The organism is Microvirga arabica (assembly GCF_016811235.1).
Taxonomy (GTDB): Bacteria; Pseudomonadota; Alphaproteobacteria; order Rhizobiales; family Beijerinckiaceae; genus Microvirga; species Microvirga arabica.
Window position 1 is genome coordinate 37,253 of the sequence record NZ_JAFBID010000031.1, and the last position, 24,777, is coordinate 62,029.

Sequence of the window (24,777 nt, forward strand, 5' to 3'; positions counted from 1 at the left end):
GCTCCTGCTATCGATGGCTGACGCTGATGGATGCCCGGATGCTAGGGTGACCGAAACTCAGTAGCCGCTTCCGACCAGCACAGTATGATCGTGTGAGGCTAGCTGATCGTAGGATCTCCCCAGTCAGACACAGACTTAACGGTCAGAAATTCCTCTAAGCCCCAGACGCCCCCCTCGCGGGCACCTCCAGAGTGGCGGACACCCCCAAAAGGAGATCCTGCGCCACGTGGCTGTCCGTTCATTTCCACCATGCCCGAGTGCAAGCGCCGCGCGACTCGATTGCGCTTCTCAGGATTTTGGCTTTGCACATAGTTCGTCAAGCCGTAGAGGGTGGAGTTGGCGATCTGCACAGCTTCATCCTCACTGTCAAACGGGATGATTGACAGGACAGGTCCGAAAATCTCCTCCTGGGCGATGGTCATGCTATTCGCGACATCCGCGAATACAGTTGGTTTAATAAAGTAACCTTTGTTGAACTCCGCAGGCCGACCTAATCCCCCCGTCACGAGCCGGGCACCCTCGCGAATGCCGGTCTCGATCAGGGTCTGGACTCGCTCGAATTGCCGAGCCGAAACCACAGGCCCGATATGGGGCCCAGGTAAATTAGATGCTCCAACGGGTGTGGCTTCAGCCGCTTGCCGCGCTTTTTCAACGGCATCGTCGTAGATCGAACGTTCGACAAGCATTCGCGTTGGTGCATTACAGCTCTGACCGCTGTTGGAGAAGCACTGCTTGACCCCACGCTCGATTGCTTGATCGTCTGCATCAGCAAACACTACGTTTGCACCTTTGCCACCCAGTTCCAGAGCAACCCGCTTAAAGGTATCTGCAGCACCCCTAAGCACCTTTCGCCCTGCTCCAGTAGACCCTGTAAAGCTGATCATCGCGACATCTGGATGCGAGACCAAGGCATTGCCAGCTTCTTCACCATCACCGTGAACGAGGTTGAACACTCCCGCTGGGACCCCGGCCTCTTGGATGATCTCGGCCAGCAGCGAAGATGATATGGGTGCGAACTCGGAAGGTTTCAGAACCATCGTGCACCCGGTCAGCAACGCTGGAATGACTTTCAGTGCGACTTGATGCATCGGCCAGTTCCAGGGTGTAATCAGCGCAACGACCCCGATCGGCTCCATGAGGATCCGGTCATTTGGTGCATGATCGCCGAGGGGGCGAATGAACTGGAACCTCTTCACCGCCTCAAGAAAATTCGTCATGTGCCTTTGGGCGGCCGGCGCTTGCCGGGTTCGGGCGAGATCAATCGGCGCACCCATCTCCGTGGAGATTGCTTGAGCGACTTCCTCGATCCGCGAGGAGTAGATCGAATGAATCCGTTCGATGAGCCCTATCCGCTCCGTCAGGTCGGCGGATGACCAAGCCGGGAACGCAGCCTTGGCTGCGGCGACAGCAGCATTGACATCACCTGAGTTGCCCAAGGAGACGATACCGACAGGCTCTTCGGTAGTTGGGCTGACCAACACGTGTTCCGCGGTTGACTGTGTCGACACCCAGCGGCCGCCAACGTAAAACCGTCTTAGTTCAAGCATGCTGTTTGATTCCTCGGGTACTGACGTGAATACGGGGCGTCCCGCTGTCATCGAAGATGTGGATGAGATCAGGCGGCACCGTGAGATGGATAACCTCGCCGGGCTGCACGAATGTTCGGCCCCGTATGAGAATCCGGACGACCTGGCCGCTCATACGCGCCGTGATTTGGGTTTCGGATCCCGTCGGCTCGACAACTGAAACTGTCGCCGGCCAACCTGCGTCCGAAAGCTCAAAATGCTCGGGCCGAACGCCGATGGTCGCTCGCCCCTTGTCCCCGAGATTGTTCGCTGGCACGTGAAGGGTTGTCCCGTCCTCAAGACGGACATGCGATCCATTCACGACACTACCTTCGATGAAGTTCATCGGTGGCGAGCCGATAAACGCGGCGACAAATCGACTGGCCGGGCTATCGTAGAGTTCAAGCGGTGACCCTTGCTGTTCAATCACACCCCCGTTCATGACGACCACTCGGTCTGCAAGGGTCATTGCCTCGATCTGATCGTGAGTTACGTAGACCGTCGTCGTCTTCAATCGCTGGTGAAGCTCTTTGATCTCAGAGCGCATCTGAACGCGCAGCTTTGCGTCCAGATTCGAGAGAGGCTCATCGAAAAGGAACACATTCGGCTCGCGTACGATGGCTCGTCCCATTGCAACTCTTTGGCGCTGGCCGCCAGAAAGCGCCCGTGGCTTGCGATCCAGCAGGTGCTCAAGGCCGAGAATCCGGGCAGCATTATTCACCCGGCTTTCGATCTCCGGCTTCGACATGCGACGCTGGCGCAACGCAAATCCCATATTGTCGCGCACATTCATATGCGGATAGAGAGCATAGTTCTGAAACACCATTGCGATGTTGCGATCCTTCGGTGCGACATGGTTCACGAGCCTGTCACTGATCACGATGTCGCCTGCAGTGATGTCTTCTAGACCTGCAATCATTCGCAACAAAGTTGACTTGCCGCAGCCGGATGGCCCGACCAAGGCAACAAACTCGCCGTCGTTTATGTGAAGAGACACGCCATGTAAGACTTCGACATTGCCATACGACTTTCGAACATTTCGAATATCGACTGTCCCCATCGCAGATTCCTCCTGTTATAGATTCCCGACTGACCGGCCTAGTTCGACGCCCTTGTCAGGCGCTTTTCGCAATTCAATCATCAAACTTCGGGATCGGGCGTTCCCGGTGCCGACAGTTCCTTCATTGCTCGGATGAGGAAATCACCAGTAATCCTCTCATGCTCGCGTGCCATCTCCGCTGCGGCCTGAAACTCGCCGGCGCGGATGAGATCCCGGATCCGTCGGTGCTCTTTCTGAGCCTCCTCTAACCGCGCGCGTTGCGGAGGAAGACCATGGCGCTGACTCGACATCAGCCCGAGCATGTTATTCAGGAGTCTGTAGCAAAGGGGCGATTGTGGATTGTCACAAAGAAGTTCGTGGAACTCATAGTTCTTGGACGCGAACTGCTGAAAGTCGCCTAGGTTCAGCGCTTCTTCCAGTTCATCGACGACCTTGTCGATCTTGTTCAAGCGCGCTTCGTTGAAGTTCGGCGCTCCTAATTCAATTGCGAGTTCGCAGATCCGACCACGCAATGCGCTGATCTCACGGATCTGATCCGGGTGGAGACCCTTCACAACAGCCCCGACATGACTTTGGACTTCCAGCCAGCCTTCTGATTCCAGGCTTCGGATCGCCTCGCGGATTGGCGTCTCGCTGATCCCCAGCGCGGTGGAAACCTCACGAGTTGTAATCCGATCGCCAGGACGCACAGCGCCGGACAACACCATCTCTTTTATGTGGCGCCGGGCAATTTCAGTTTTCGTGACGTGAATATTCGGGTGTTCCATGAAGTATTCCAAAGGCTGCTAGAGGGATGGAGACTTAGCCTTTCGTAGCTCCGTCAGCTAAGCCTTGAATCAGCCACTTTTGCACCAGCAGAGCGAAGATGACGACGGGGACCACCGTAATGGTTCCAACAGCAGTCAAGGCTCCCCAGTTTGCACCGTTGATGGTGTCTCCAGCAATTCCGGCGATGGCAACCGGGATCGTGGAAGCCACCCGGTTCGTGAGAACCAGTGCAAAGAGGAGCTCTTCCCAGGCCAGGATCATGCTGAAGATCAGCGTTGAGATCAGGCCAGGCAGGGAGATCGGCAATATGATCTTGAAAAATGCCCCATACCGCGAACAACCATCGATCATTGCGGATTCCTCCAATTCCCGGGGCAGAGAAAGAAAGAAGCTACGCATCAGCCACATGACGTACGGGATAAGGAAGGTGCTATAGGCCAGGATGAGCGTGATGTGCTTATCCGTCAGGCCAAGCTGCCGGGCCACCAGAAACATGGGTACAGCGAGCGCTATGGGCGGCACGCCCCGGGATAGGAGGATAAGGACCCCGAAAGTTGCCGCACCGCGAAGCCGGATGCGAGCGAGCGCGTAGCCCGCCATCGTCCCGACCACAATCGACAGTAGGCCTGACCCTGCGGCCACGATAACCGTATTAATCAGGCGGCGCTCAATATCAGCTCGCCTGAAATACTCCACATAGGTGGAAATGGTTGGCGTGAAGAAGAACTTTGGCGGACTGGTAAAGATGTCAACCTGGTGCTTGAAGGAGGTCAGAACCATCCAGAAGACCGGGAAAAGGAAGAGTAGGGTTATGGCGACTCCAGTGACGATCCGGATCCGGTGACCGAGTTGTCCAGAAGAGCGACGTGGAGCGGCCGTGGCGACTATGGTCAAAATCGTTCCTCCAGCTTCCGGCTGCCATAAAGAAAGATCCCTGTTAGAACCATCGTGAGTACAAGCACGATTACGGCCATGGCAGAGGATTCCGCGAACCGTAGAGATCGGAAGGCTTCTTCGTAGATAAACAAGTTGAGGACGTTTGTGGCTTTGCCCGGGCCGCCATAGGTTGCGGCCAGGACAATGTCGAACATTTTGACAGCTCCAAGCCAGCGAATCACGAAGGTAGCCGTGATGATCGGGATGAGCAGAGGCAGCGCAATCGACCAAAGCGTCGACCACCAGTTGGCCCCATCGATCTTTGCTGCTTCAAAGACGTCCTTTGGTAGCGCCAGAAGAGCAGCCGTGGCAATGAGAACGATAAACGGCGTCCACCGCCAGGTGTCGATGATGATCACCGCAGCCATTGCTAGGTTCGCGTCGCCAAACCAATCCAGCGGCCCAATCCCAATACCCTGCAGCGCATAGTTCATCAGTCCCCAAAGTGGATCGAGGATCATGCGCCAGATCCCACCGGCAACTACGGGGGCGACAACCATCGGGATAATGAACAGAGCCCGGACCATGCCACGCCCGCCCCACTCCGCATTGATCAGAAAGGCAATGGCAAAGCCTAGAGCGACCTGGAGCGGCAGCGCGAAAACGAGGTATACCAAGGTTACTTTCAGAGCGTCCCAGAAGCGATAGTCGTTCAGGACGTCTTCGTAGTTAGCCCAACCGACCCATTCGTCCGCACCGAAAGTCGATAGATCGAATGTCGAAAAGCTGATGTCGATTGTATAGAAGATCGGGTACGCGAGAGTGACCAGCAAGAGAACGATTGAGGGCATCATGAATGACCATCGAGTCATCAGATCGCCTGCTCGTCCCCGCATTTCCGTGTGTATGCTGTGAGATCTTTGGTTCGCAGTCACGTGGTACCTTCCGATCTAGTTCACGTCACGGTAGATCTTGCCCCGTCGGCGAACTGGCTCCAGCAATGACCAATCGCCCTGAGGAACGTCAAATCCAATCGGGAATGGTGGCCGTCGTTCCATTCCCAAGAATGCCATCACCCTGTCGTCGCGGTAGTAACATCGCACCGTCACAGCCTCTAGGACCCCGGTCAGATCGGGGTAGGCTGACCGGAAGCTGGTTAGAAGCGCCGCCTGCTGAGCAGGCGGCAGTGCGTCTATCCGTTGCCCAGCCATCTCGTTGAGAACGTGAAGTGCGTGCCGTAGCGCGGGCAGGTCACGACCGATAGACCGAAGAATGTCGGTGAAAATCTTAGGATCGGCGGCTCCAGGTAGCTCCAGTTCATCGCTGGATGGAATCATATGGCTGACGACGCAGAAGAGCGCCTCCTGTTCGGGACCGGAGAGTTTGCCAGTGCCGACTGATTGAGAGAGCACATTCACCTCCATTTAGTCGAACAGATCGTAGATGCGGGTCTTGATCTGGTCGGCGATGTACAAGGCAACGGCCTGGATCGTCGAGGTTGGGTTGACTCCACCCGACGTGACAAAAATGCTGCCATCCACGATGAAGAGATTCTTCACGTCGTGGGCACGCCCCCACTCGTTAACGACTGACCTTCCTGGGTCCTTCCCCATGCGGGCCGTCCCCATCAGGTGCCAACCTGCATAGGGCAAGGGCGACCTATGGGTGATGTCCTGTGCTCCAGCAGTCTTCAGGATCTCGATGCCGCGGGCGACTGAATGGTCCAGCATCCGTTGTGTGTTTTGGCCGATCCGGTACGTGATCTTTGGCGCTGGAACCCCGTTGCTGTCTTTTAGATGAGGGTCAAGGGTTACCTTGTTGATCTCTTCGGGCAGGTCTTCACAGACAGAGACCATCCCGGCGCTGCGGCAGAATAGTCGCCGGAAGGCCGCGTGATGGCCTTCCCCCCACGGCAGGAGACCATCGGCCATCCCGGTGACCGCCGTTCGGACAGGGCCTAGCCCGCGCGAGAACTGGTAAGAGTAGCCCCGCTTGAAGCCTCGTCTCTCATCAGTCTCGTAGAATTCCATGCTCCAGATGCAGATCGGAGGGCCACGGTAGCCATCGAGAGGCTCATCGAAATGGCCACGGATCTGGGCGTAGGGATGAAACATTAAGTTCTTCCCGACCAGGCCGCTCGAATTTGCAAGGCCGTTTGGAAAACGCTCGGAGGCTGAGTTCAGGAGGATCCTGGGCGTCCCGATGCCGTTGCAGGCCATGATCACGATTTCAGCCGGCTGAAATCGCTCCTGGCCGTCTGGATCGAAGTAATAGGCGCCGGTTGCCATGCCATCGTCATTCGTCTCGATCCGGCTTACGCGGCATCGTGTACGCAATTCGACCCGCGCCCGCACAGCCTCCGGCCAGTAGGTCACATCTGTGCTCGCCTTTGCGCCCTGCGCACAGCCAGCGCCGCATAGCCCGAGGTTGATGCACGGTGCACGCCCTTGGTACTCCTGGGTCGCGATCGCACTATCAGATGGCCACCAGTGCCAGCCGAGATCGTTCATCGCCTTGCCGAGCTTCTCACCGGTGCGACCGAGGGGGATAGGAGGCATCACCGCCTCCTTGGGCGGATAGGCTGGGTCACCTTCCAGGCTTGCGATACCCATCATTCGGTCATTTATGGCATAGAATGGCTCGAGTGTCTGGTAGTCAATCGGCCAATCGTCGGCGATGCCATCGAGGGAGCGGACCCGAAAGTCGGAGGGGTGTAGGCGGGGGAAGTGGCCAGCGTAGAACACTGTCCCACCGCCGACGCCATTGTAATTGGCGATCTTAATCGGCGAATCGTCTTCGTTGATCGGATAGTCCGCAGCCAGTCCCCTTCGGTTCGGGCTAATGGAATAGTCCTCTGACTGCTGGGCCTCCCAATCCCGGCTTGCGCTGGGAAAGTCCGAGGACCGCGGCCAATCTCCCTGTTCCAAGCACAGGATCCGCATCTTGGTATCGGCCAGGCTCCAGGCGACAGCTGCCCCTGAAGCACCGGCTCCGATAATCAGGACGTCGACGGGTTCGTTTCTCATGGCGTTCAGCATCGGTAACTTTGGGGCAGCGTGAGAGTTGAATTAGACAGAGAGTCTCGGGACAGGTGTCTTTTTGGCCGGCCCAACGGATTCCAATGGCGGGTACGCAACCAGCGCCGCTTCGTTGGGCTCTGTGCCCCATCCCGGGCGGTCCGGGATGATCAGGTAACCATCCTTGTAGACTGGAACATGGGTGAAGAGCTCGGCGTCCCATGCGATGCGGTCAATATCAGTTTCCATGATCCGCAAGTTGGGAACGACGGCACAGAAGTGCGCATTCATCATTGTACAAAGGTGGCCGTAAAAGTTATGGGGCGCGACGTTCGTCTCGTACGCGTCGGCGGCTGCGGCGATTTTGAGTGATTGCCAGACACCATTCCAAGGGGTGTCGATGATCGCGACATCGACTGATTGCTCCTGGAAGAAGGGCAGAAACTGCTGCAATCCGATGAGTGTCTCGCACGATGAGATCGGATGCTTAGTCTGTGACCGAATATATGCAAGCGCCTTTGGGTCCAGAGTATCCAGTTCGACCCAAAATAGATCTAGATCGTTGATTTCCCGCAGCAACTTCAGATAGCCTTCTGTTTTTGCGTTGAAGTTGAGGTCGAGCAGAATATCGACGTCAGGCCCGGCCGCCTCTCGCATGATCTCGATGTGCTTGCGCAAGTCCTTCACGGTCTTCCGCTCGACATTCCGGGCAGGATCGTGAGGCCGGCCAAAGCCCGGCGACCAGCCACTGATCCGGTTTTGATCATCATAGTGAAAGATGTTCGTCTTCAGCGCGGTAAAGCCCTTCTCGCCAACCTCTCGACCAATCTGCTGAACACCCTCGATGTCTTTGATTCCGGGTTTGAAATGCTCCGTCCGCGCGCGGTAGGACACACAGTGGGACCAATATACCCGGACCTTATCGCGAACCTTTCCGCCGAGAAGGGCGTAACAGGGGACACCGAGGGTTTTAGCCTTAAGATCGAGGAGAGCATTCTCGATCGCTCCAAGCGCTTGCCCGACCACGCCACCCGATCCGGGCCGGGTGCAATCACGTAAGTCTTCCCGAATGTGCTCATGATTCATAGCACTTTGACCGATCAGGCGGTGGCCAATTTGGCTTATGACATTGGCAACGCCCGGGGAGCCGAAGTTCTCGTCGAATTCACTCCAGCCGACGGTTCCATCCTCGGCCGTGATCTTAAGGAAATTGTAGTTTCGCCACGAGTTGCTGCAGGACAGCGTCTTGACCTCGCTTATGATTGCATTCTTCGGCATTGTCTTCCTCGATTGGTCACGGCGCGATGAATCTGGTTGAATCGTGCACTTCACATGACGTCAAACAACTTCACCAGACGACGCGGCGTAGGCGTGTCAGTTGGAACCTGAGTGAACGAGCGGTCGGTTTCTGAGCTTCGGATCTCCAGGGGGACCCTGGGATTTGATCAGCCGTTGTCATAGATGGAGCCGCTGGCATGGAGGATGCCGGCGGCTCCGGGACCCAATTACCTGAGTGTGGATTTGATCTTCGTCGCAGCCGCCTGCAAGGCCTCTTTTGAGCTGACCTGACCGGCGATGGCGCGGGCGACCTCGTCAGCCAGCACCTGCTGTGCGGCGTTCGACTTCGGGCTGCGGATTCTCCACATTTCGCCTTCAGCGGCAAGTTCGTAGGATTGTTGAAGCGTGCGATAGACTGGCTCGAGCCACTTCTCCTCAGGCTTGCTTCCGAGCGTGGATTTCCGCGCAGGGAAGGAGCCTAGCAGTGAGGCGCTGACCTTCTCGCCTTCTTTGGACGACAGCCACTGGAGGAAAGTCCACGACGCTTGCAGGTTTTTAGTTTTGCTGCTGACGCCAGCGTTCCAAATTCCGCGGTGTGTCCCCGCCCTTGCCGATCCGGCCGGCATCACCTGAATACCGACTTCATCCTCCTTCAACGTCGTTGAATTGGCGTCGATGGCAGTCGCTTTGTAGACGCTTCCCCAGTTGAACATCACAGCGACCTTCGCCTGCCGGAAGGCCTGAAGTGCCTCTGAGTACCCGTGTCCCAGAGCGCCGGGCGGACCGTACTTTGCGAGATCCTTGTGCATATCGAGAGACTTCGCCCCGACCTCAGTGTTGAATGCCGGAGCTCCTGACTCGTCGAGCAGCTTGCCGCCATTCGCGTTGAGGATGGCCTGCCAGATGGTGGGGGTGAGGGAGTCGCGTACGAAGTAGGTGTCGACGGCCCAGGCGTCTTCCTTGCCATCAGCATTGGTGTCCTGCACCAAGGTCTTGGCCTGGGTGAAGAACTCGTCCCAGGTTAGTTTCGGCGTTGGTTCCGGAACGCCGGCTTTCTTGTACAGCGTTCGGTTATAGAACATGAGCAGCATGTTAGAGCGGACAGGAACTGCATACTGCTTTCCCTTCCACTCGCCTGCCGCAAGCGGTGCCGCGTTGAAGTCATCCCAGTCATAGTCAGGGCTGGTTAGTGCAGCGACGTCCTTGCTCTTGAGATCAGCGAGAGCTCCGACTGTGGCAAGCTGCGGAACCCATGGGTCGTCGATCACGAGAACGTCGTACTCTGGATCGGCATTCACGGCATCCAGCATCATCTTCGGTAGCAGTTCTGCATAAGGAACGCCGTCGACCACGACCTTCACATTCGGAAACCGCTTGTTGAACTCAGGCACGAGCTGAGTTTGCCAGCTGTTGGCGAATGCCTCGTTCGCCATGACCTTGATCTCGACCGGTGAGTTCGGACCGCCGGCTCCTTGGGCGTACGCAGTACCTACTGAAGCAGCCGTCAAGACGACGGCGGTCGTGAGACGGGCTAGCACAGATTGCTGGGCTTGCAGCTTACCAGTTGACGCTATCACACGGTCCTCCCTCAGGTACGCTCAGAACTATTCCGAGTCGCGTTCTATATTCTATAGAATATGGAATCCCGAGCGAGGGCCTGTCAAGCGGCGCTTAATTGAGCGCATATGTTTATGTATTATAACGTGGCGGTCGATCGCGGGCGGATGCTTGGACACCTCGTGCTGCTCAGCACATTGCCCTGCCCTAAGATCCAGGGTCGCAGACGGCGGAGACTGTTGGTGGCCCATGTCACCCAGTGGGTTCCGTTACAACCCTTAATGTAGGTCAAGCGAAGGCTGGACGAGAGTTCGGGTTAGGCAGCAACGCGGAAGAGGGCCGCGATGAAATCGCTCTGAGCCTTCATGTCGTTTGCTGGTGCATTCGCCACCTAGCCCTCGCCGATCATCACCATGACCTCGTAGCCCGCAATCGTCCGTGAGGCCGTCGTGAAGCTCTTTAAGCCCAGCCCTGGCCGGACCAGGCGCTTGATGCGCCGGTGATCCTGCTCAACGATGTTATTTAAGAACTTCACCTGCCGGAGTTTGGCGAAGCGCCAGAGTTCTCCATCCAGTTTCATGGCTCTCGTTGCGATCGGATAGGCTGCATTCTTGTCGACCGTGATGGTCCGCGGATTAACTGTGTGAGGCTGCTTCAAAGCCTTACGGAAGAACCGCTTGGCGGCAGCTGCATCCCGTTTGGCCGAGAGTCGAAGGGCTTGTCACGTTAACCGCCGTTGGACGCAACGAGACCTGCAGGCGGCATAAGTGTTCAAGCGGCAATGCCCGCCACGGTTTTCCATTCCGCCATAGCATTGAGGCGATGCAGGTGGGTGGCAAGGGCAGAGCGGCGAGAGCGGGGTGGAACGAAGAGGTTGCGGACGGCCGAGAACACTACGGTGAACCGCTGCAAGCCTCCCGCAGACCGGAAGCCCTGCACCGCCCGCTCTCGTCGGCGCAAGGGCAGATGCGAATTTTCCGCGCGGTTGTTAAGACCTTTATGGGAGCGGTGTTCGACGGCTGGCATGATCTGACACCGGGCAGCCGAATAGGAGCCGAGCTTATCGGTGATCAGCCGTCGGGGCGGACAGCCTTGTTTCTTCAGGAGGCGCCTCAGCAAGCGCTTGGCCGCCTTGGTGTCGCGGCGCGTCTGGACGATCTCATCAAGTACATAGCCATCCTGATCGCCGGCACGCCAGAGCCAATGCTTCTTACCAGCAATGCTGAGGACCACCTCGTCAAGATGCCAGACATCGTGGCGGCTCGGTCGCTTGCGCCTGAGGCGGCGGGCGTAATCCGGCCCAAACTTCTTAGCCCAGCGCCGGATGGTCTCGTACGAGATGAGAATGCCACGCTCCAGCAGCATCACCTCGACCAGACGTAGGCTCAAAGGAAACCTGAAATAGAGCCACACGGCATGGGCGATGATCTGAGGCGGGAAGCGGTGACGCTTGTAGCTGATGGATTTCGGCATGCCGGCTCAACTACACCGCTCGATCTCACGCCTGAGTTAACGTGACACCGCCCGTTGCACCACCTGTAGTCAGGCCAAAAACTCGGACTTCGTGCGCTCGATGACAATCTGGCGAAGCGCCACATTGGGCGGTGCAGCCAATGCATAGAGGATCGCATCGACCACATCTTTGTTGCTGAGGCCGTCTCCAATCTCTCGCGCAGTTTCCCACGCTGAATCTAATGGCGAGACGTCATCGATCAGCCCAGGGTAGATCGATGTGATGCGAATGTTGCTGCCCTTCAGCTCCTCGACCAGGCCCTGCGAAAAGCCATCCTGAGCCGCCTTCGCAGCTCGGAATGGAAGCGACGACCCGACGAAGCGTGCGTATTGTAGTCCGGACATTGATACCACGATATGGATATCCGCTCGCGGCCGCGCCCTAAGCAGGGGCAACAGATGTCTTGTGAGGGCTATCATCCCAGTCACTGTAGAATCGATCACTGCTGCGATACTGTCATCGCTCTGATCATCAAGGGCTCCACTGGACCATTGCGAGGCGTTATGGACGAGTACATCCAAATCTGGATGCTGGCGCGCGATCCTCTGGGCAGCGTCAGCAATTGAAGCGAAGTCGGCCAGATCGCACCGGAACGCGTCTGGAAACAGATTGACCCTCTCACCAATTGCCTCTCTCGCGGCTGTCAGGTGGTCTGGCGAACGGCCCAACAGAATGGGTATGGCCCCTCGATCCGCTGCAACGATCGCTAGCGCTTTTCCCAGCCCACGTCCGGCACCGGTAATTGCGATCTTCCTGCCAAGAAGTGTCACAGTTGCCCCCCTACACAGCGCATTCAGTCATCCTCCCGGAGAATAGGATTGATCGCTTCGAGTTGAGTGTGGATCTGCTGGAGAAACCAGATGATCGCGGCGAACCCGGCCGTAACAATGATCACATCTGCAGACATTACATTCCTTTGTGTTAAGGACTTGGCTAAACGTAGAGCCCGAATTCGGAGTCGATATCAGATATCTCGGCTAATTATTCCTGCCGCCTCCGATTTTTAGCCCTGAACTCCGATGGGCCAGCGCAGTAGACCCTGCGAAACCGCTCGTTGAAGGTGGAGAGGTCGCCAAACCCCATCTCGTACGCAACGTCTGCTATGTTCGCGGGAGAGACTGTCAATGCAATGGCGGCTTGGCGCATCCTGACCGACAACAGGTACTGATACGGCGTACTTCCGGTCACGCAGCGGAACGTTCGCAGGAAATGGTACTTGCTCATATGCGCAACGTCCGCCAACTCGCTTAATTCAAGAGGATCCCTATAGCGCTCCTCAATGTACCGTATTGAGGCCGCAATGCGGCGCTCATCCCGGGCCGCAACCTCTCTATGGGCTAGAGGCTTATCGGAAACCGTGGAGAGGACTGCCTCTGCTAAGGTGATGGCGATCTCCTCCGGTGACTGGAGTGACATTCCATGGGTGATCGTCTCGAGCCCTGCCAGATGTAGAGCAAGCATCTGCTTTTGTGGCAGCATTCCTGTGGGAAACCTGAAGCGACTACTTCCGGCTACGCTGGTGGCGATTTCCGCGAAAAAGTCCGGCCTGTAGTTAATCGAAATGCACCTGTCGCCGTTGCTGTGGTCGTGGCCGCATTCGAAGCAACGGCCGTGATTGCCGAGTAGCAGCGCTCCTGGGTGGAGGAGTTCTCGTCCAGTCCCTGATCTGTAAGTAAAGACCCCTTCGAGGACAGCCGCAATCGTAAAGCCGTCGTGCTGCTCTTCGAAAGGTCGATCATTAATGCCCGCACTGCACGTGAACTCGCAGATCTGCCAGTCGGCAGTCCTGGCGAGTTGCCTAACGACGAGCTTTTCTGTCAAATGAGCAACAGGATCAGCCATTAGAGTAGGCTCCCTACCTGAAGAAGAAACTAGAGCAATTTTCCCCAAGCTGCAGGCCTGCCGCATTGCTAGGACCATGAGACCGGCCGGAGCCGCTCAGACGATCGTCGCGCAGGCGAAAGCCGATAAAGGGGAAAAGAGAATGATCGATCATCTGTCTATTGGCGTTCATGACGTGGCAAGATCAAAGGCCTTCTATGATGCCGTCCTGGCACCTCTCGGGTACACTTGCCTGAGCGAGAGCGACGGCTCCCTCGGCTACGGCAAGGACGCCGTGGTCTTGTGGGTGAATCACAGCACCAGCCCGGTTCCGGCAGATCCACACTCCGGCTTGCACATCTGCTTTGTGGCGCCAACCCGCGAGAGCGTCTCGCAATTCCATAAGGCCGCCCTCGCCGCACACGGGAGAGACAACGGTGCTCCGGGCCTGCGTGATGACTATGGCCCCAACTACTATGCTGCATTCGTCGTTGATCCTGACGGATACCGGATTGAAGCGCATTGCGGCAAAGAGGCCTGATAAACATGGCCTCTGAAACCGTAGAAATCATGACCAAAGCGACGCCTGAGACGGTCTGGGATGCGATCCGGGATGTCGGCGCGCTCCATACCAGACTAGTCCCGGGCTTTGTTGTTGACACGAGGCTCGAACCGGGTGCGCGAATTGTGACGTTTGGGAACGGCATGATAGTCCGCGAGCCGATCATTGCTCTGGATGAAGATCGTTGCCGACTGGTCTGGTCTGCGGAAGGAGCCGGGCTGAGCCACTACAATGCCTCGGTCCAGGTCTTCGCGACGCAAGGCGGCAGTCGGGCTGTCTGGATTGCGGATTTTCTGCCAGACAGCGCGAGTGCCCAAGTCCAAAGCATGATGCAAGACGGCATCTCGGTTCTTAAAGCAACAATGGACAAGACCGCGGAGACTTCTTGAAGTCACTGCCTGTGAGGGATAGGGGATCTGTCGGTGCTGCAAGTCTGTTATCAGCTGTTCGATACAGAGATTGGAGTTTGTGGCGTCGCTTGGACTAAAAGCGGCTTGCACTGTGTGCAACTGCCGGAGGCTAGCCCCAGTTTTACGGAGAAGCGCCTGCGCAAACGCGGGGCGATTCCCAATCCTTGTGATCCACCGGCCCCGGTGATTGCTTGTATTCATAAGCTTCGAGAATACTTCAACGGCCATGCCACGGACTTTGAAGAGGTGAGGCTGGATTTCAGTGCCGTCAGCCGGTTTGAAGCCCATGTTTATCAACTCCTTCGGCAGACGAAGTTCGGGCAGACGATTACCTACGGTACCTTGGCAAAGCAGGCCGGACATGCCCATGCGGCGCGAGCCGTGGGGGTCGCGATGTCCCGCAATCCATGGCCCATAGTGGTGCCCTGCCATCGGGTTCTTGCCGCCTCCGGTAAGCTGGGAGGGTTCTCGGCACATGGAGGTGTGGCTCTCAAGCAGGCGCTCCTTCGCATGGAGGGTGCGATGCCGTTTGACCCGGAGCCGTCTCTTCCGGGTTTATTCGACGACACTACCTCGCATCAAAGGTGACAGGTGATCTTTGGCCTGTCCCACCAGGCGTTGTCACGCCCGTTGGCGTAGGTCACCGGCGCAGCAGCCAGTTCCTCGTCTGAGACATTATCGAGACAATTCACGCGCACCGAGACAAACTCGCCGCCAATATCTGCGACATAGCCTGTACTGAAGGAATGCACGCCACAGCGCTTGCAGAACCTGTACTGGCCCGCACCGGTGCCGAAGGAATACTCTATCAGCTCCTCGGGCCGGCTCAGCAATCGGAATGCACCAGGCTTGATGATGGCGCTCCAGTTGCGGGTCTTCATGCAGATGGAGCAATTGCAGCGTCCCGTACCCGCTGCGAGGTCGATGTCGGCCTCGAACCTAACGGCGCCACAATGGCAGCCGCCCGTGTACGTCTTTAACATTGTGAGCTCCCCGGGATCATTGCGGCTGCCTTATGAAGCGCCGCTTGCCTTGCGTTCATCTAAATGACAGCATGCTGTCATGAAACGAAAGCTAGACAAGCGACAGCATGCTGTCAACCACACGAAGCCGCGCCGGACCCCCGAGGGAGAAGCTTTTGCCAAGATGGCCTTCGCGGTGCTGCGGCTGTCGGGCTATTTGACCGCGGCTGGTGATGCCCTGACCAAGCCTCTCGGTCAGAGCAGCGCGCGCTGGCAGGTTTTGGCTGCCGCCGCTGCGGACGGGATGTCAGTTGCCCAGATTGCGCGGGTGCTCGGCATGAGCCGGCAGGGTGTGCAGCGCGTGGCTGATCTCTTGGTCGAGGACGGGCTGGCCGAGTATCTCGCCAATCCCCAGCACAAACGGGCGAAGCTCCTGCAACTGCTTCCGACCGGGGCGGAAATTCTGGCCGAGATCCGGGTGCGCCAGGCCGCGTGGGTCAATGAGATTGGAACACGGTTCACGGCTGCAGACCTCGAGGCAGCGGCAAAGGTCCTGGCGGAAGCCACCGAAATGCTCGCGGAACGGGAGGCTCTTCGGGAGGCTTATGCTTTGTGAATGGATCTCAATTCATGAACCATCGGCCCAGAGGCCTCGCTCGGCAGCTGGCCGAAATGGTTAAACGACTATTTGATGCCCATAACAGCCATTGCCTTGTGACGACGGGAATTGCGCTGGAGAGTGGAAACTGAGCGGCGTGGTTCGACAGGACTCGCCAATACCGCATCAATCAGCACCGCATCAATCAGCGGCCTCTTTGAGAATCCATGATCTGAACGCAGCGATTTTCGCCCGGCTGTGGCTCGCCTCGGGATAGACAAGATAGTACGCGAATGCATCGACTAGGACAGTATCTGCAAGGCGCGTGAGGCGGCCCTCTTTGAGTTCATCTTCAATCATGGCAGCAGGCAGAAGGCCCGCGCCTTGACCGCTCAATATGGCTTTGAGGAGGAGATTCGAGTCGTCGAACGATGGGCCGCGAGGCGCTGCGATGTCCTCAATGCCTTGGGTTTGAAACCAAAGGTGCCACCCCTTTCGCTCGGCGTCGTGAATTTGAGGCCAGCGGGCCAAGTCTCCAGCGGACTCTGGCATGCCTCTTTCAGCAACGAGCGAGGGAGCCGCCACTGGCACGATTTCGGCCACGAGGACCTTATAGCTGCGAAGTCCCAGGTATTGGCCGTGGCCGTGGCGGACAGCCACATCCACGCCATCGCGGGAGAAATCCGCAAGGGCGCTGCTGGCGAGAACCCTCAGGTCGATATCCGGGTGAGCATCTTGAAAGCGCTTTAGGCGAGGCACGAGCCACGTTGCGGCAAAGAAAGGCGTGACACTCACAGTCAGTGTTGTGTCCGCAGCGATTGCAATGCGCTGGGTGGCCTCCGCCATCTGACGAAAGGCGTTGCGGATCGGCGGAAGGTAGTTCTGCCCTGCTTCAGTCAGGAGGATGCCTCGATTGACGCGGTGAAACAGCTTCGTTCCCAGTTCGGTCTCCAGGGTCTTGAGCATCTGGCTGACCGCGCCTGGGGTGACACACAACTCGGCGGCTGCGTGCTTTACCGACAGATGTCGTGCAGTGGCCTCAAAGGCACGAAGTGCTTTGAGTGGAGGCAGCCTACTTTCGATCATTTAGATTTTCTAACTCGAATGATGCAGAACATCTGGTTTGCAGCCGAAGAGAATATGGGGTCAGTTATGTCCGACGGCCCCACTTACTCTGCTAATGAGTTTAGCCATCCTGATCCGAGATTGAAAGATGGCGTTAGAGGCCGCACCCACCTGCATTCGGATCAATCAAGCCAAGTCCGAACGAGAGAGATTGCCATGAACGCTCTATCCGCTGCCCCCCATTACCTTGAACTCTCCGAACTTGCCGAGCGCCTCAAAACGCGTGCCGTGTCGCCGGTGGGCATCACCCATGCACTGCTCGATCGTATCTCTCGGCTGGATCGCTCCCTGAATGCCTTCGCTCTCGTCACCGCTGATGATGCGATTGAGCAGGCTCAGATTGCGGAAGCGGAGATCATGGGCGGCCACTATCGCGGACCATTGCACGGTGTGCCGCTCGCGGTGAAGGACCTCTGCTGGAGTGGAGGTCACCCAACGGCAGCCGGAATGTCCATCCACCAGCATTTTTGCCCTTCCGAAGACTCGACGGTCGTGCATCGCCTCAAGAAGGCCGGTGCTATTCTCCTGGGCAAACTTCAGCTGACTGAAGGCGCCTATTCGGACCACCATCCGTCGATCACCCCGCCAAAAAACCCTTGGAACCCGGATTATTGGCCCGGCATTTCGTCGAGCGGTCCGGGCGCCGCCACAGCAGCGGGTTTGTGCTACGGCGCGATCGCCTCCGACACTGGCGGGTCGATCCGCTGGCCATCCGCCGCAAATGGCGTCACGGGGCTGAAGCCGACGTGGGGACGTGTCAGCCGATACGGCGTCTTTGAGCTCGCCGCGAGCTTGGATCACATCGGCCCAATGGCGCGCAGCGCGAGGGATTGCGCCCTGATTTTAGCTGCGATCGCGGGCTCCGACCCGAAAGACCCGACGGCAATGCTCGATCCCGTGCCCGACTTTCCTGAGCAAGCCGGTCAGGGTGTTCGCGGACTGCGTATCGGAGTCGACCCCGCCTGGAACGGGCATGATGTGGATCCGGCTGTCCAGGCCGTGCTCGCACAGGCGGCGGAGGTCTTCCACTCCCTTGGCGCCTTGATCATGGAGGTGACGTTCCCCGACGTGGGGCAGACAATTGCTGACTGGGCGCCCAATTGTGCGGTCGAGGCAGCCGTCGCGCACGAGGCGACCTACCCAGTGCGCAAGGCGGAGTATGGGCAGGTCCTCGCGTCGGTCCTGGACAACGGCCGCGCTCTATCCGGCATGGAGTACCAGAAGATCCTGCTACGGCGACTTGAGCTGCGCGGCCGGGTGGCCGCCTTGTTTGGCACGATCGATCTTCTGCTCACACCGGTGCATCCCTTCGGTCCACTCAGCCTCGAGATGATCCAGACGCTCGGCGAGCAGCCGGATCTGATCTTTAAGCTCCAGAGGTACACCTGCCCTTTCAACATGACCGGCAGTCCCACGATCACGCTGCCCGGCGGTGTCACCGACGCCGGATTGCCGATCGCATTCCAGCTGGTAGCAGCGCATATGGGTGAGCCGGCATTGCTTCGCGCCGGCACGGCTTTTCAGAGCGCCACCGGCTGGCATCGCCGGCATCCACTCGCCTGAGGAGGTAGACACCATGCGCAGCACATCAATCGGCTCCGGCTCTGGCATTTTCTATGGCTGGTTCGTCGTTGCGGCCGCCTTCACCGTAACCTTACTTGGTTTCGGCAGCGCCTACACGTTCAGCGCCTTCTTTGAGGCGCTTCAAGCGGAATTCTCCGCGTCACGGGCATCGACCTCTCTCGTGTTCTCGCTGGCCGGGTTCCTCTATTTCGGTATTGGCGCGGCAAGCGGGCCACTTGCCGACCGGGTCGGCTCGCGCACTCTGGCTGCCATTGGCATGGTTCTTCTGGGGGTAGGACTGGCCTTGGCAGGTGCTGCCCGCAGCTTGATGGAGATTTATCTCGCATACGGCCTTGGTGTTGGACTCGGTGTTGGCCTTTCGTATGTGCCAGTACTCGGCGCCGTGCAGCGGTGGTTCGTGCGCCGACGTGGCTTCGCATCGGGAATCGCCGTGAGCGGGATAGGTGTCGGAACGCTCGTCATGCCGCCGTTGGCTTCTTGGCTGATTGACCTTTTTGGCTGGCGGGCAGGCTACGTTTTGCTTGGGGGCCTCGCCGCAGCAATCGGCGCAGGTGTGTCAATTCTGATCGTCAATGATCCTCGTGACCGCGGACTTGCTCCTGATGGCGGCCTCATCGCACCTCGATCGAACCCAACTCCGCCGCAGGGGGCTTCGATCGGCGAGGCGATCAGGTCGGCGCGTTTCATTGCGCTCTATGCCGCCTGCCTGCTCTGTTCGTTCGGGGTGTTCGTACCGTTTGCCCACCTTGTACCCTTTGCGCTAGACCACGGCATTCCACAATCTTCCGCGGTTTTGATCCTCGGCGCCATCGGAGTCGGCAGCACTGCAGGGCGTTTCTTGCTAGGAGGCTTGGCGGATCGGCTCGGGCGGCAAACGTCACTTATAATAATGTTCGCCGGCATGGCGATCGCCATGGGTGTTTGGGCCCTGTCCACTCAGGCGTGGCAACTTTGTATGTTCGCCCTCATTTACGGCCTGTTCTATGGCGGCTGGGTAGCACTTCTCCCAGCCGTGGTGATGGACGATTATGGCGGGCGGAATGTCAGCGGGATCATTGGCGTCCTATACACCAGCGTCGCGGTCGGAACTCTGGCGGGTCCGAGCACCGCCGGCCTGGTGTTCGATCTCACTCAAAGCTATACACTGCCGATCCTGGCAAGCGTGTGTGCCAATATTGTCAGCGCCTGCATCGTTGCCGTTGCATACGGCTCCAGCATATTCAAAAGGAAGAAACCTTCGCGCGGCCCGGATTTGTAAGGCTCTGCCACTGGCTGGTTCCCCGCACTGTGGAGGGGCCTGCAAGATATGCTATGGTCGGGTTCAGCCGAGTCTCAACGCACTTTCGATCATGGCCATCAAGCTTTACGAACTTGCCGCCGCCGAGGACGATCGGCGCTTCAGCCCTTACTGCTGGAGGATCCGCTTTGCCCTAGAGCACAAGCAGCTCAGTTTTGAGGCGGTTGCATGCCGTTTCACAGAAAAGGAAGTGATCGCCTTTTCCGGGCAAGACAAGGTGCCGGTACTTGCCGACGGAGATGATGTCATCGTCGACTCCTGGAACATCGCCTGCCATCTTGAGCGAACCTATCCCGACCGGCCGTCACTCTTCGGAGGATCTGCCGGGCAGGCGCTGTCACGCTTCTACGTCGATTGGACCGCCACACAGCTCCACGGCACGCTAATCCGGCTTCTGGCGAGTGACATCCACGCCCACCTGCACGAGAAAGATAGAATTTACTTTCGAAAAAGCCGGGAGAAGCAGTTCGGGACAACCCTGGAGGAGTTCTGCTCCAACCAGGCGGAGGCACTCCTAGAACTGAGGCACATCCTCACACCACTTAGACGTACATTGAAGATTCAACCCTATCTCGGCGGCGACTCTCCCCTGTATCCGGATTATGCTGTCATGGGTGCTTTCATGTGGGCACGCAGCGTGAGCCAGGTGCCTCTGCTCGAGCCTAACGATCCAGTGGCGCTATGGAGAAGCCGGATGCTCTCTCGGCTCAGTGACGACTCAGGACGTCTCAAGCACTACGATTGATCTTAGATGCGTCTGCTCAAATCCAACCCTCCTTGGTCCGGAGCGCGACTAGTCACGCCCGTCGGTGAACTCAATCAAGTCACATCGGGTGCCAAGCTACATTGAGGAATGGGATGGGTCGCCTCGGCTGACGAACTTGCCGCAAATCGAGAGTGGCGGGTCGCATCCGGGGTTTCAAGGTGGCCATCGACGTACTCCCGATCACGTACAGCAACGGGCGGTTGTTCATCTCGCCGAGCCCTCGAAGGAACGTCTCCCAACCGACATCAGGCGATAGACCTGCGGCGGGCCTGGAATTCCTGGGTCAGGAACCAACCTGTGGCCGTCTCGCGCTGATTGCGCCAGGTAAAGCTCATGTCGGTGATGTTAGAAAAGATCCACCTCATCCGACTTGTGTCCTCCAACTCGGTTTCCAGAATGACCTCGTCGCCCCTCCGGCGGGCAATGAAAACATGCACAGCTCGTTGAGAAGGGCCAACCCAGGTCGAGCGCCAAGCGCCGAGAGCAGGATCGAAGAACCGCAAGCTGGTGCCGTACTCATATGGATCCTGGTGATTATGGCGTTCACTGCGAGATGGCACGATCCAGATGTCCTGGACAGCGCGTCCTTCGAGCACCCATGAGAAGTGCCACTCGCCGTTCTCCCGTCGCCTGATGCTGCCATCTTCCGCGTACCAGGTCACAACGAGATCCCAGTTCCCGATGAAGGGGGCGAAGATCCGCTGCTCTAGTGGCATATCGGGATGCGGTTCTTGACTGACCAAAGCAGAGAGGAAGACATTGCTCATAGGATTTCCTTTCTTAGCACGATGGATCTAGAGACGGTCGTCCCGCAATCGCAGCAGACTGATGAAGAAGGAGCAGAAGATCAGATTTCCAGAATGAGCGGACAGTGGTCCGAGACTTCAGGTTGAGCTACCACCGTGAACTCCAAAACGTCGTCGGTGCGATTGACGAGCATGTAGTCAGCGAATCGCCCCGGCTTCTTGTATTGAGACGTGCGGGTGCCTTCAAAGTCACGTGTGGTCACAAGATCCGTCAACCCGATACCGGCAAGGACTCTGAATGTCTCACTGTCGGGCTCGACATTGAAGTCACCACACACCACCAGAGGATCCCCCGGCACAGCGACCTTGGTTGTCAGGTCTGCGAGACGACGTGCCTGTGCCAGCCGCTCGGGTGTATCACTCTTTCCGTTCAAGTCTCGCAATCCGTGCATGTGAGCAATGCTAACGGGCCGATCGCGAGCGTAGTCATAGACCCGGATGGCATGGGCGTTGCGCGATCTGGGATGTTCTCCGTAACCGTGTGGCGAGAAGTCCTTGTGCACGAAGCCCTGCGCTTGTGCGATGATCGGAAAGGATCCCCGGACGAAGGTCGCGAGTCCCCACTGGGATGGCACCGTATCGGTGGCATCCCACAGAACACCCTGGGCGGCGGGACAGAAGATGGCGACATGCCCGGGGAGTGCTTCCGCGATTTCACGGAACAGATTGGCTCGCTGAGGTAAGACGTGGTCGCCATCCCGATACGTCAGCCAACCTTTTCCTGTGGTCGGACTATGAACCACCTCCTGAAGGCAAAGCACATCGGGCGAGGTTGTGCGAACGTAATAAATCAACTCGTCGTGCAGCTTGCCACCCCAGGCATTGAGACTCATGACCTTCACAGCGGGCTCCGAAACCTTGGGGTCAACGCTTTTCCCAAAAGACATGGCAGCGTACCGGCCGACATGAGATTGCCTCGTTGAGTAATGGACTGCGCATCTGTCCAGCCTCCGCTCCGTGTTTCATTGAGTTAGGATCTTTCGTGTGATGGACAGGGTTCGGAATCCAGATCTGTCACTGCGCGGTGAATGCTCTAGTCTCCTGAAAAACTGCCCTTGCCGCATTCTCCAGAGCCCGCATCGCCAGAAGGTACGGCCCTGGCCCGTGGCTGATCCTTGCCACGCCCAGTTCGGAAAGCCTCGAGGTAGGTGGAGTCTTCTCCCCCACCATGATGTTTACCGGGAGCGGCGAGCCTTCAACAAGGCGTCCGATGAGCCTCTCATCGACTAATCCAGGGACGAACAGGCCGTTCGCACCCGCGTCAGCATAAGTCCGGCCACGTTCGAGAGCCACTTCAACCATGCTCTGGTCGTGTTGCGCCGGTCCGACCTGAAAGAAGACATCCGTACGGGCGTTCAGAAATGCTGGGATTCCGAGTGCGTCGGCCGCGGCTCTTGCAGCCTTTAGCCGGGCCGTTTGGTCGGCAGCCTCGCGGAGCGTTCCATTTTCCGGAAAGCTGTCTTCGAGATTGCACCCGACGGCTCCTGCCTCCAAGGCGCGCGCAACGGTCACTCTGACGGCTGAGGGATCTGCGCCGTATCCACTCTCGAGATCAACCGTCACCGGAAGGTCAACTGCTCCGGCGAGCGTTTGTAGGTTCGCAAGACAAAGGTCGAGGGATATCTGCTCGCCATCCCTGAAGCCGTTTGCGGCTGCAACTGACCAGCTCCCGGTGGCGATCGCCTGGGCACCACCGGCGGCCACCGCTTTGGCGGAGCCGGCATCCCAGACATTGAACAGAACGAGCGGACGCCCGGGGACGTGAAGCGACCGGAAAGACTCGGCGAGGTTAGACTTGTTCAATGTATTTTCCTCACTGACTCGGAGATGCAGGTGCGGTTACGTAACTGCTTGAGGTGATTGTTTTTGCGTTTCCTAAATGTTGAGTGAGCAGTCGCTCTTAATTTGGCCGGTGGAGTGGATCAGGGCAATCGGCACCAAAGAGGCTCTTGAAATAGCGACTTCACCCAGTGTCCTATCGTTTTGAGGGCACCTCGGCTTGGGGAAAATTGCTCTTCTTGAAGCTCCCGTTCGGCTTGACCGCCTGGTTGGCTGCTCAGTCCCAGAGCTTGATGCTGACGCGAGGTCTATTCGCGCTCAACCTGGGAGGGCGGGCGCATGCCCTCACGGCTACACTGGCGGGTCCACACGATAGGCCTGATGAGGCCTCGGCCTTTAAGCCTGATCTGAATGCCTTCTTACTGATCGTAGCCGACGGGCGAGACCCGCGGGTCGCGACGGACCCAAAAGAATCCGGGTGCAGAGCCCGCCCGCCAGTGATGACCAAGTGACGCCATGTCCGCATCGAGCCGCCGTCGACGCGATTGTTCTGCCCGGTAATGTACCTCCCTTCCTTCGAGGCCGCGAACGCAATAGTTGTGGCATCTTCCTCGTTGGTGACGTAGCGCTTGATTGGATCGCTGTCGCGGTGCTTCTCGGTGGCGGGCAGGCCGTCAATCCAGCCAGGGAGGACATTGTCCATCCGGATGTTGTCGGGCGCATACGGATGCGTCGCAAATTTGAAGTCAGGGCGAGAAGCTGGCCGAGGAATTGTCATAGGCTCAGGCGGCGAGCATCTCGAACTGCTCGGCAAGTGATGGGGCGGGATTCCGGGCGTACTTTGCCTGCTGCTTGCGCATCATGTGGATCATCTCAATGCCGCCCAGGATCACACGGGCACAGACAACAGACTGAAACCCGAGCATCGGCCGCACTCGCCTCTTGATAGCACGGTGATCCTGCTCGATGCGATTGTTGAGGTAGGCACTTTGCCGGATGCGGATCGGCTTCAGCTCGCGTCTCGACCGATCCTGAAGCCGGTCTGCGGTGTCACAGGTCAGGATCGCTTCACGATTGGTCTGACTGCCGTCAATCACGATCCTCTCGGGTCGGCCATGCCGCTTAAGGGCCTTGCGCAGGAACCGCTTGGCAGCCGCCACATTGCGCCGCTCGCTGAACCAGAACTCGACGGTGTCCCCGTGGTGATGTCACGGTAACTTTTGGTCAGCGGCTTATGAGCTAAGAGCCGCGGCATGACCCATCCCGTCAGCTACAAGCGCCACCGTTTCCCGCCCGAGATCATCGCCCATGCCGTTTGGCTCTACTTTCGGTTTCCGTTGAGTCTACGCTTGGTTGAGGAGATGCTGCTCGAGCGCGGTATCGTCGTTTCCTATGAGACGGTACGCCGATGGGCTCTAAAGTTCGGACCTGAA

The 24,777-nt window shown here is 58.0% G+C and carries 24 protein-coding genes and 4 pseudogenes; 8 read left to right on the plus strand and 20 right to left on the minus strand.

Annotation, left to right across the window (positions count from 1 at the left end; genetic code table 11):
* Positions 1-98: 98 nt before the first annotated feature.
* The 13 genes and pseudogenes from JQC81_RS16455 to JQC81_RS16515 all read right to left on the minus strand — a co-directional run bounded on the left by JQC81_RS16455 (position 99) and on the right by JQC81_RS16515 (position 13,476).
* Positions 99-1,547, minus strand: coding sequence for an aldehyde dehydrogenase family protein (locus tag JQC81_RS16455; RefSeq protein ID WP_203272877.1), 1,449 nt, complete (start codon positions 1,545-1,547; stop codon positions 99-101).
* A complete protein-coding gene (locus JQC81_RS16460) occupies positions 1,540-2,625 on the minus strand; it encodes an ABC transporter ATP-binding protein (protein ID WP_203272878.1) in 1,086 nt (361 codons plus the stop codon). The genes JQC81_RS16455 and JQC81_RS16460 overlap by 8 nt, the downstream gene beginning before the upstream one ends.
* 80 nt (positions 2,626-2,705) lie before the next feature.
* Entirely contained in the window at positions 2,706-3,392 is a 687-nt protein-coding gene (locus JQC81_RS16465; protein ID WP_203272879.1) for a GntR family transcriptional regulator, read from the minus strand.
* A gap of 34 nt (positions 3,393-3,426) precedes the next feature.
* Entirely contained in the window at positions 3,427-4,287 is an 861-nt protein-coding gene (locus JQC81_RS16470) for a carbohydrate ABC transporter permease (RefSeq protein WP_203272880.1), read from the minus strand.
* Positions 4,284-5,123 (minus strand): carbohydrate ABC transporter permease, encoded by an 840-nt coding sequence (locus JQC81_RS16475; RefSeq protein ID WP_203272881.1) that lies wholly within the window; start codon positions 5,121-5,123, stop codon positions 4,284-4,286. The genes JQC81_RS16470 and JQC81_RS16475 overlap by 4 nt, the downstream gene beginning before the upstream one ends.
* 96 nt (positions 5,124-5,219) lie before the next feature.
* Positions 5,220-5,681: a hypothetical protein gene (locus JQC81_RS16480; protein ID WP_203272882.1), complete on the minus strand. Its 462-nt coding sequence runs from the start codon at positions 5,679-5,681 to the stop codon at positions 5,220-5,222.
* Between the two features lie 12 nt (positions 5,682-5,693).
* Positions 5,694-7,295 carry a GMC family oxidoreductase gene (locus JQC81_RS16485; protein WP_203272883.1) on the minus strand — a complete coding sequence of 534 codons (1,602 nt, stop codon included), beginning with the start codon at positions 7,293-7,295 and terminating at the stop codon, positions 5,694-5,696.
* Positions 7,296-7,337: 42 nt separating this feature from the next.
* Positions 7,338-8,564: a mandelate racemase/muconate lactonizing enzyme family protein gene (locus tag JQC81_RS16490; RefSeq protein ID WP_203272884.1), complete on the minus strand. Its 1,227-nt coding sequence runs from the start codon at positions 8,562-8,564 to the stop codon at positions 7,338-7,340.
* Positions 8,565-8,791: 227 nt separating this feature from the next.
* Positions 8,792-9,997, minus strand: coding sequence for an ABC transporter substrate-binding protein (locus JQC81_RS16495; protein WP_246520478.1), 1,206 nt, complete (start codon positions 9,995-9,997; stop codon positions 8,792-8,794).
* A gap of 440 nt (positions 9,998-10,437) precedes the next feature.
* Positions 10,438-10,830: pseudogene (locus JQC81_RS16500) on the minus strand (DDE-type integrase/transposase/recombinase); the annotation flags it as partial.
* Between the two features lie 62 nt (positions 10,831-10,892).
* Entirely contained in the window at positions 10,893-11,594 is a 702-nt protein-coding gene (locus JQC81_RS16505) for an IS6 family transposase (RefSeq protein WP_203272886.1), read from the minus strand.
* Between the two features lie 69 nt (positions 11,595-11,663).
* Positions 11,664-12,404 carry an SDR family oxidoreductase gene (locus JQC81_RS16510; RefSeq protein WP_203272887.1) on the minus strand — a complete coding sequence of 247 codons (741 nt, stop codon included), beginning with the start codon at positions 12,402-12,404 and terminating at the stop codon, positions 11,664-11,666.
* Between the two features lie 211 nt (positions 12,405-12,615).
* Positions 12,616-13,476 (minus strand): AraC family transcriptional regulator, encoded by an 861-nt coding sequence (locus JQC81_RS16515; protein ID WP_203272888.1) that lies wholly within the window; start codon positions 13,474-13,476, stop codon positions 12,616-12,618.
* Positions 13,477-13,618: 142 nt separating this feature from the next.
* Between JQC81_RS16515 and JQC81_RS16520 the strand changes: the two genes are divergently transcribed.
* From JQC81_RS16520 to JQC81_RS16530, 3 genes are read left to right on the plus strand one after another with little or no spacing between them, the layout of a single operon-like run.
* Complete coding sequence (locus JQC81_RS16520; protein WP_203272889.1) at positions 13,619-13,996, plus strand: VOC family protein; 378 nt, start codon at positions 13,619-13,621, stop codon at positions 13,994-13,996.
* Positions 13,997-14,001: 5 nt separating this feature from the next.
* Positions 14,002-14,406, plus strand: a complete 405-nt coding sequence (locus JQC81_RS16525; RefSeq protein WP_203272890.1) for an SRPBCC family protein — start codon at positions 14,002-14,004, stop codon at positions 14,404-14,406.
* Positions 14,407-14,439: 33 nt separating this feature from the next.
* Positions 14,440-15,015, plus strand: coding sequence for a methylated-DNA--[protein]-cysteine S-methyltransferase (locus JQC81_RS16530; RefSeq protein WP_203272891.1), 576 nt, complete (start codon positions 14,440-14,442; stop codon positions 15,013-15,015).
* On the opposite strand, the gene JQC81_RS16535 is transcribed toward JQC81_RS16530, so the two are convergent.
* A complete protein-coding gene (locus JQC81_RS16535) occupies positions 15,006-15,410 on the minus strand; it encodes a GFA family protein (RefSeq protein WP_203272892.1) in 405 nt (134 codons plus the stop codon). The two genes, JQC81_RS16530 and JQC81_RS16535, sit on opposite strands and share 10 nt — an antisense overlap.
* Before the next feature lie 79 nt (positions 15,411-15,489).
* On the opposite strand from JQC81_RS16535, the gene JQC81_RS16540 reads away from it, so the two are divergent.
* Positions 15,490-16,005, plus strand: a complete 516-nt coding sequence (locus tag JQC81_RS16540; protein ID WP_203272893.1) for a MarR family winged helix-turn-helix transcriptional regulator — start codon at positions 15,490-15,492, stop codon at positions 16,003-16,005.
* Positions 16,006-16,188: 183 nt separating this feature from the next.
* On the opposite strand, the gene gcvA is transcribed toward JQC81_RS16540, so the two are convergent.
* A complete protein-coding gene (gcvA, locus tag JQC81_RS16545; protein WP_203272894.1) occupies positions 16,189-17,073 on the minus strand; it encodes a transcriptional regulator GcvA in 885 nt (294 codons plus the stop codon).
* Between the two features lie 195 nt (positions 17,074-17,268).
* On the opposite strand from gcvA, the gene JQC81_RS16550 reads away from it, so the two are divergent.
* The 3 genes from JQC81_RS16550 to JQC81_RS16560 all read left to right on the plus strand — a co-directional run bounded on the left by JQC81_RS16550 (position 17,269) and on the right by JQC81_RS16560 (position 20,738).
* Complete coding sequence (locus JQC81_RS16550; protein WP_203272906.1) at positions 17,269-18,675, plus strand: amidase; 1,407 nt, start codon at positions 17,269-17,271, stop codon at positions 18,673-18,675.
* Positions 18,676-18,688: 13 nt separating this feature from the next.
* A complete protein-coding gene (locus JQC81_RS16555) occupies positions 18,689-19,954 on the plus strand; it encodes an MFS transporter (protein WP_203272895.1) in 1,266 nt (421 codons plus the stop codon).
* A 91-nt stretch (positions 19,955-20,045) separates the two neighbouring features.
* Complete coding sequence (locus JQC81_RS16560) at positions 20,046-20,738, plus strand: glutathione S-transferase family protein (RefSeq protein WP_203272896.1); 693 nt, start codon at positions 20,046-20,048, stop codon at positions 20,736-20,738.
* Positions 20,739-21,004: 266 nt separating this feature from the next.
* On the opposite strand, the gene JQC81_RS16565 is transcribed toward JQC81_RS16560, so the two are convergent.
* The 5 genes and pseudogenes from JQC81_RS16565 to JQC81_RS16585 all read right to left on the minus strand — a co-directional run.
* Entirely contained in the window at positions 21,005-21,526 is a 522-nt protein-coding gene (locus tag JQC81_RS16565; protein WP_203272897.1) for a hypothetical protein, read from the minus strand.
* Between the two features lie 80 nt (positions 21,527-21,606).
* Positions 21,607-22,407 carry an endonuclease/exonuclease/phosphatase family protein gene (locus tag JQC81_RS16570; RefSeq protein WP_203272898.1) on the minus strand — a complete coding sequence of 267 codons (801 nt, stop codon included), beginning with the start codon at positions 22,405-22,407 and terminating at the stop codon, positions 21,607-21,609.
* A 172-nt stretch (positions 22,408-22,579) separates the two neighbouring features.
* Complete coding sequence (locus JQC81_RS16575) at positions 22,580-23,368, minus strand: isocitrate lyase/PEP mutase family protein (protein ID WP_203272899.1); 789 nt, start codon at positions 23,366-23,368, stop codon at positions 22,580-22,582.
* Positions 23,369-23,864: 496 nt separating this feature from the next.
* Positions 23,865-24,068: pseudogene (locus JQC81_RS33210) on the minus strand (SDR family oxidoreductase); the annotation flags it as partial.
* A gap of 58 nt (positions 24,069-24,126) precedes the next feature.
* Positions 24,127-24,546, minus strand: a pseudogene (locus JQC81_RS16585) (DDE-type integrase/transposase/recombinase); the annotation flags it as partial.
* 51 nt (positions 24,547-24,597) lie between these two features.
* Here JQC81_RS16585 and JQC81_RS16590 point away from each other — a divergent pair.
* A pseudogene (locus tag JQC81_RS16590) lies at positions 24,598-24,777 on the plus strand (IS6 family transposase); the annotation flags it as partial.

Coding starts and splice junctions, on each gene's coding strand:
- JQC81_RS16455 (WP_203272877.1), bottom strand. CDS start 1,547: ATGCTTGAACTAAGACGGTTTTACGTTGGCGGCCGCTGGGTGTCGACA.
- JQC81_RS16460 (WP_203272878.1), bottom strand. CDS start 2,625: ATGGGGACAGTCGATATTCGAAATGTTCGAAAGTCGTATGGCAATGTC.
- JQC81_RS16465 (WP_203272879.1), bottom strand. CDS start 3,392: ATGGAACACCCGAATATTCACGTCACGAAAACTGAAATTGCCCGGCGC.
- JQC81_RS16475 (WP_203272881.1), bottom strand. CDS start 5,123: ATGATGCCCTCAATCGTTCTCTTGCTGGTCACTCTCGCGTACCCGATC.
- JQC81_RS16485 (WP_203272883.1), bottom strand. CDS start 7,295: ATGAGAAACGAACCCGTCGACGTCCTGATTATCGGAGCCGGTGCTTCA.
- JQC81_RS16490 (WP_203272884.1), bottom strand. CDS start 8,564: ATGCCGAAGAATGCAATCATAAGCGAGGTCAAGACGCTGTCCTGCAGC.
- JQC81_RS16495 (WP_246520478.1), bottom strand. CDS start 9,997: ATGGCGAACGAGGCATTCGCCAACAGCTGGCAAACTCAGCTCGTGCCT.
- JQC81_RS16505 (WP_203272886.1), bottom strand. CDS start 11,594: ATGCCGAAATCCATCAGCTACAAGCGTCACCGCTTCCCGCCTCAGATC.
- JQC81_RS16515 (WP_203272888.1), bottom strand. CDS start 13,476: ATGGCTGATCCTGTTGCTCATTTGACAGAAAAGCTCGTCGTTAGGCAA.
- JQC81_RS16520 (WP_203272889.1), top strand. CDS start 13,619: ATGATCGATCATCTGTCTATTGGCGTTCATGACGTGGCAAGATCAAAG.
- JQC81_RS16525 (WP_203272890.1), top strand. CDS start 14,002: ATGGCCTCTGAAACCGTAGAAATCATGACCAAAGCGACGCCTGAGACG.
- JQC81_RS16535 (WP_203272892.1), bottom strand. CDS start 15,410: ATGTTAAAGACGTACACGGGCGGCTGCCATTGTGGCGCCGTTAGGTTC.
- JQC81_RS16540 (WP_203272893.1), top strand. CDS start 15,490: ATGAAACGAAAGCTAGACAAGCGACAGCATGCTGTCAACCACACGAAG.
- gcvA (WP_203272894.1), bottom strand. CDS start 17,073: ATGATCGAAAGTAGGCTGCCTCCACTCAAAGCACTTCGTGCCTTTGAG.
- JQC81_RS16550 (WP_203272906.1), top strand. CDS start 17,269: ATGAACGCTCTATCCGCTGCCCCCCATTACCTTGAACTCTCCGAACTT.
- JQC81_RS16555 (WP_203272895.1), top strand. CDS start 18,689: ATGCGCAGCACATCAATCGGCTCCGGCTCTGGCATTTTCTATGGCTGG.
- JQC81_RS16560 (WP_203272896.1), top strand. CDS start 20,046: ATGGCCATCAAGCTTTACGAACTTGCCGCCGCCGAGGACGATCGGCGC.
- JQC81_RS16565 (WP_203272897.1), bottom strand. CDS start 21,526: ATGAGCAATGTCTTCCTCTCTGCTTTGGTCAGTCAAGAACCGCATCCC.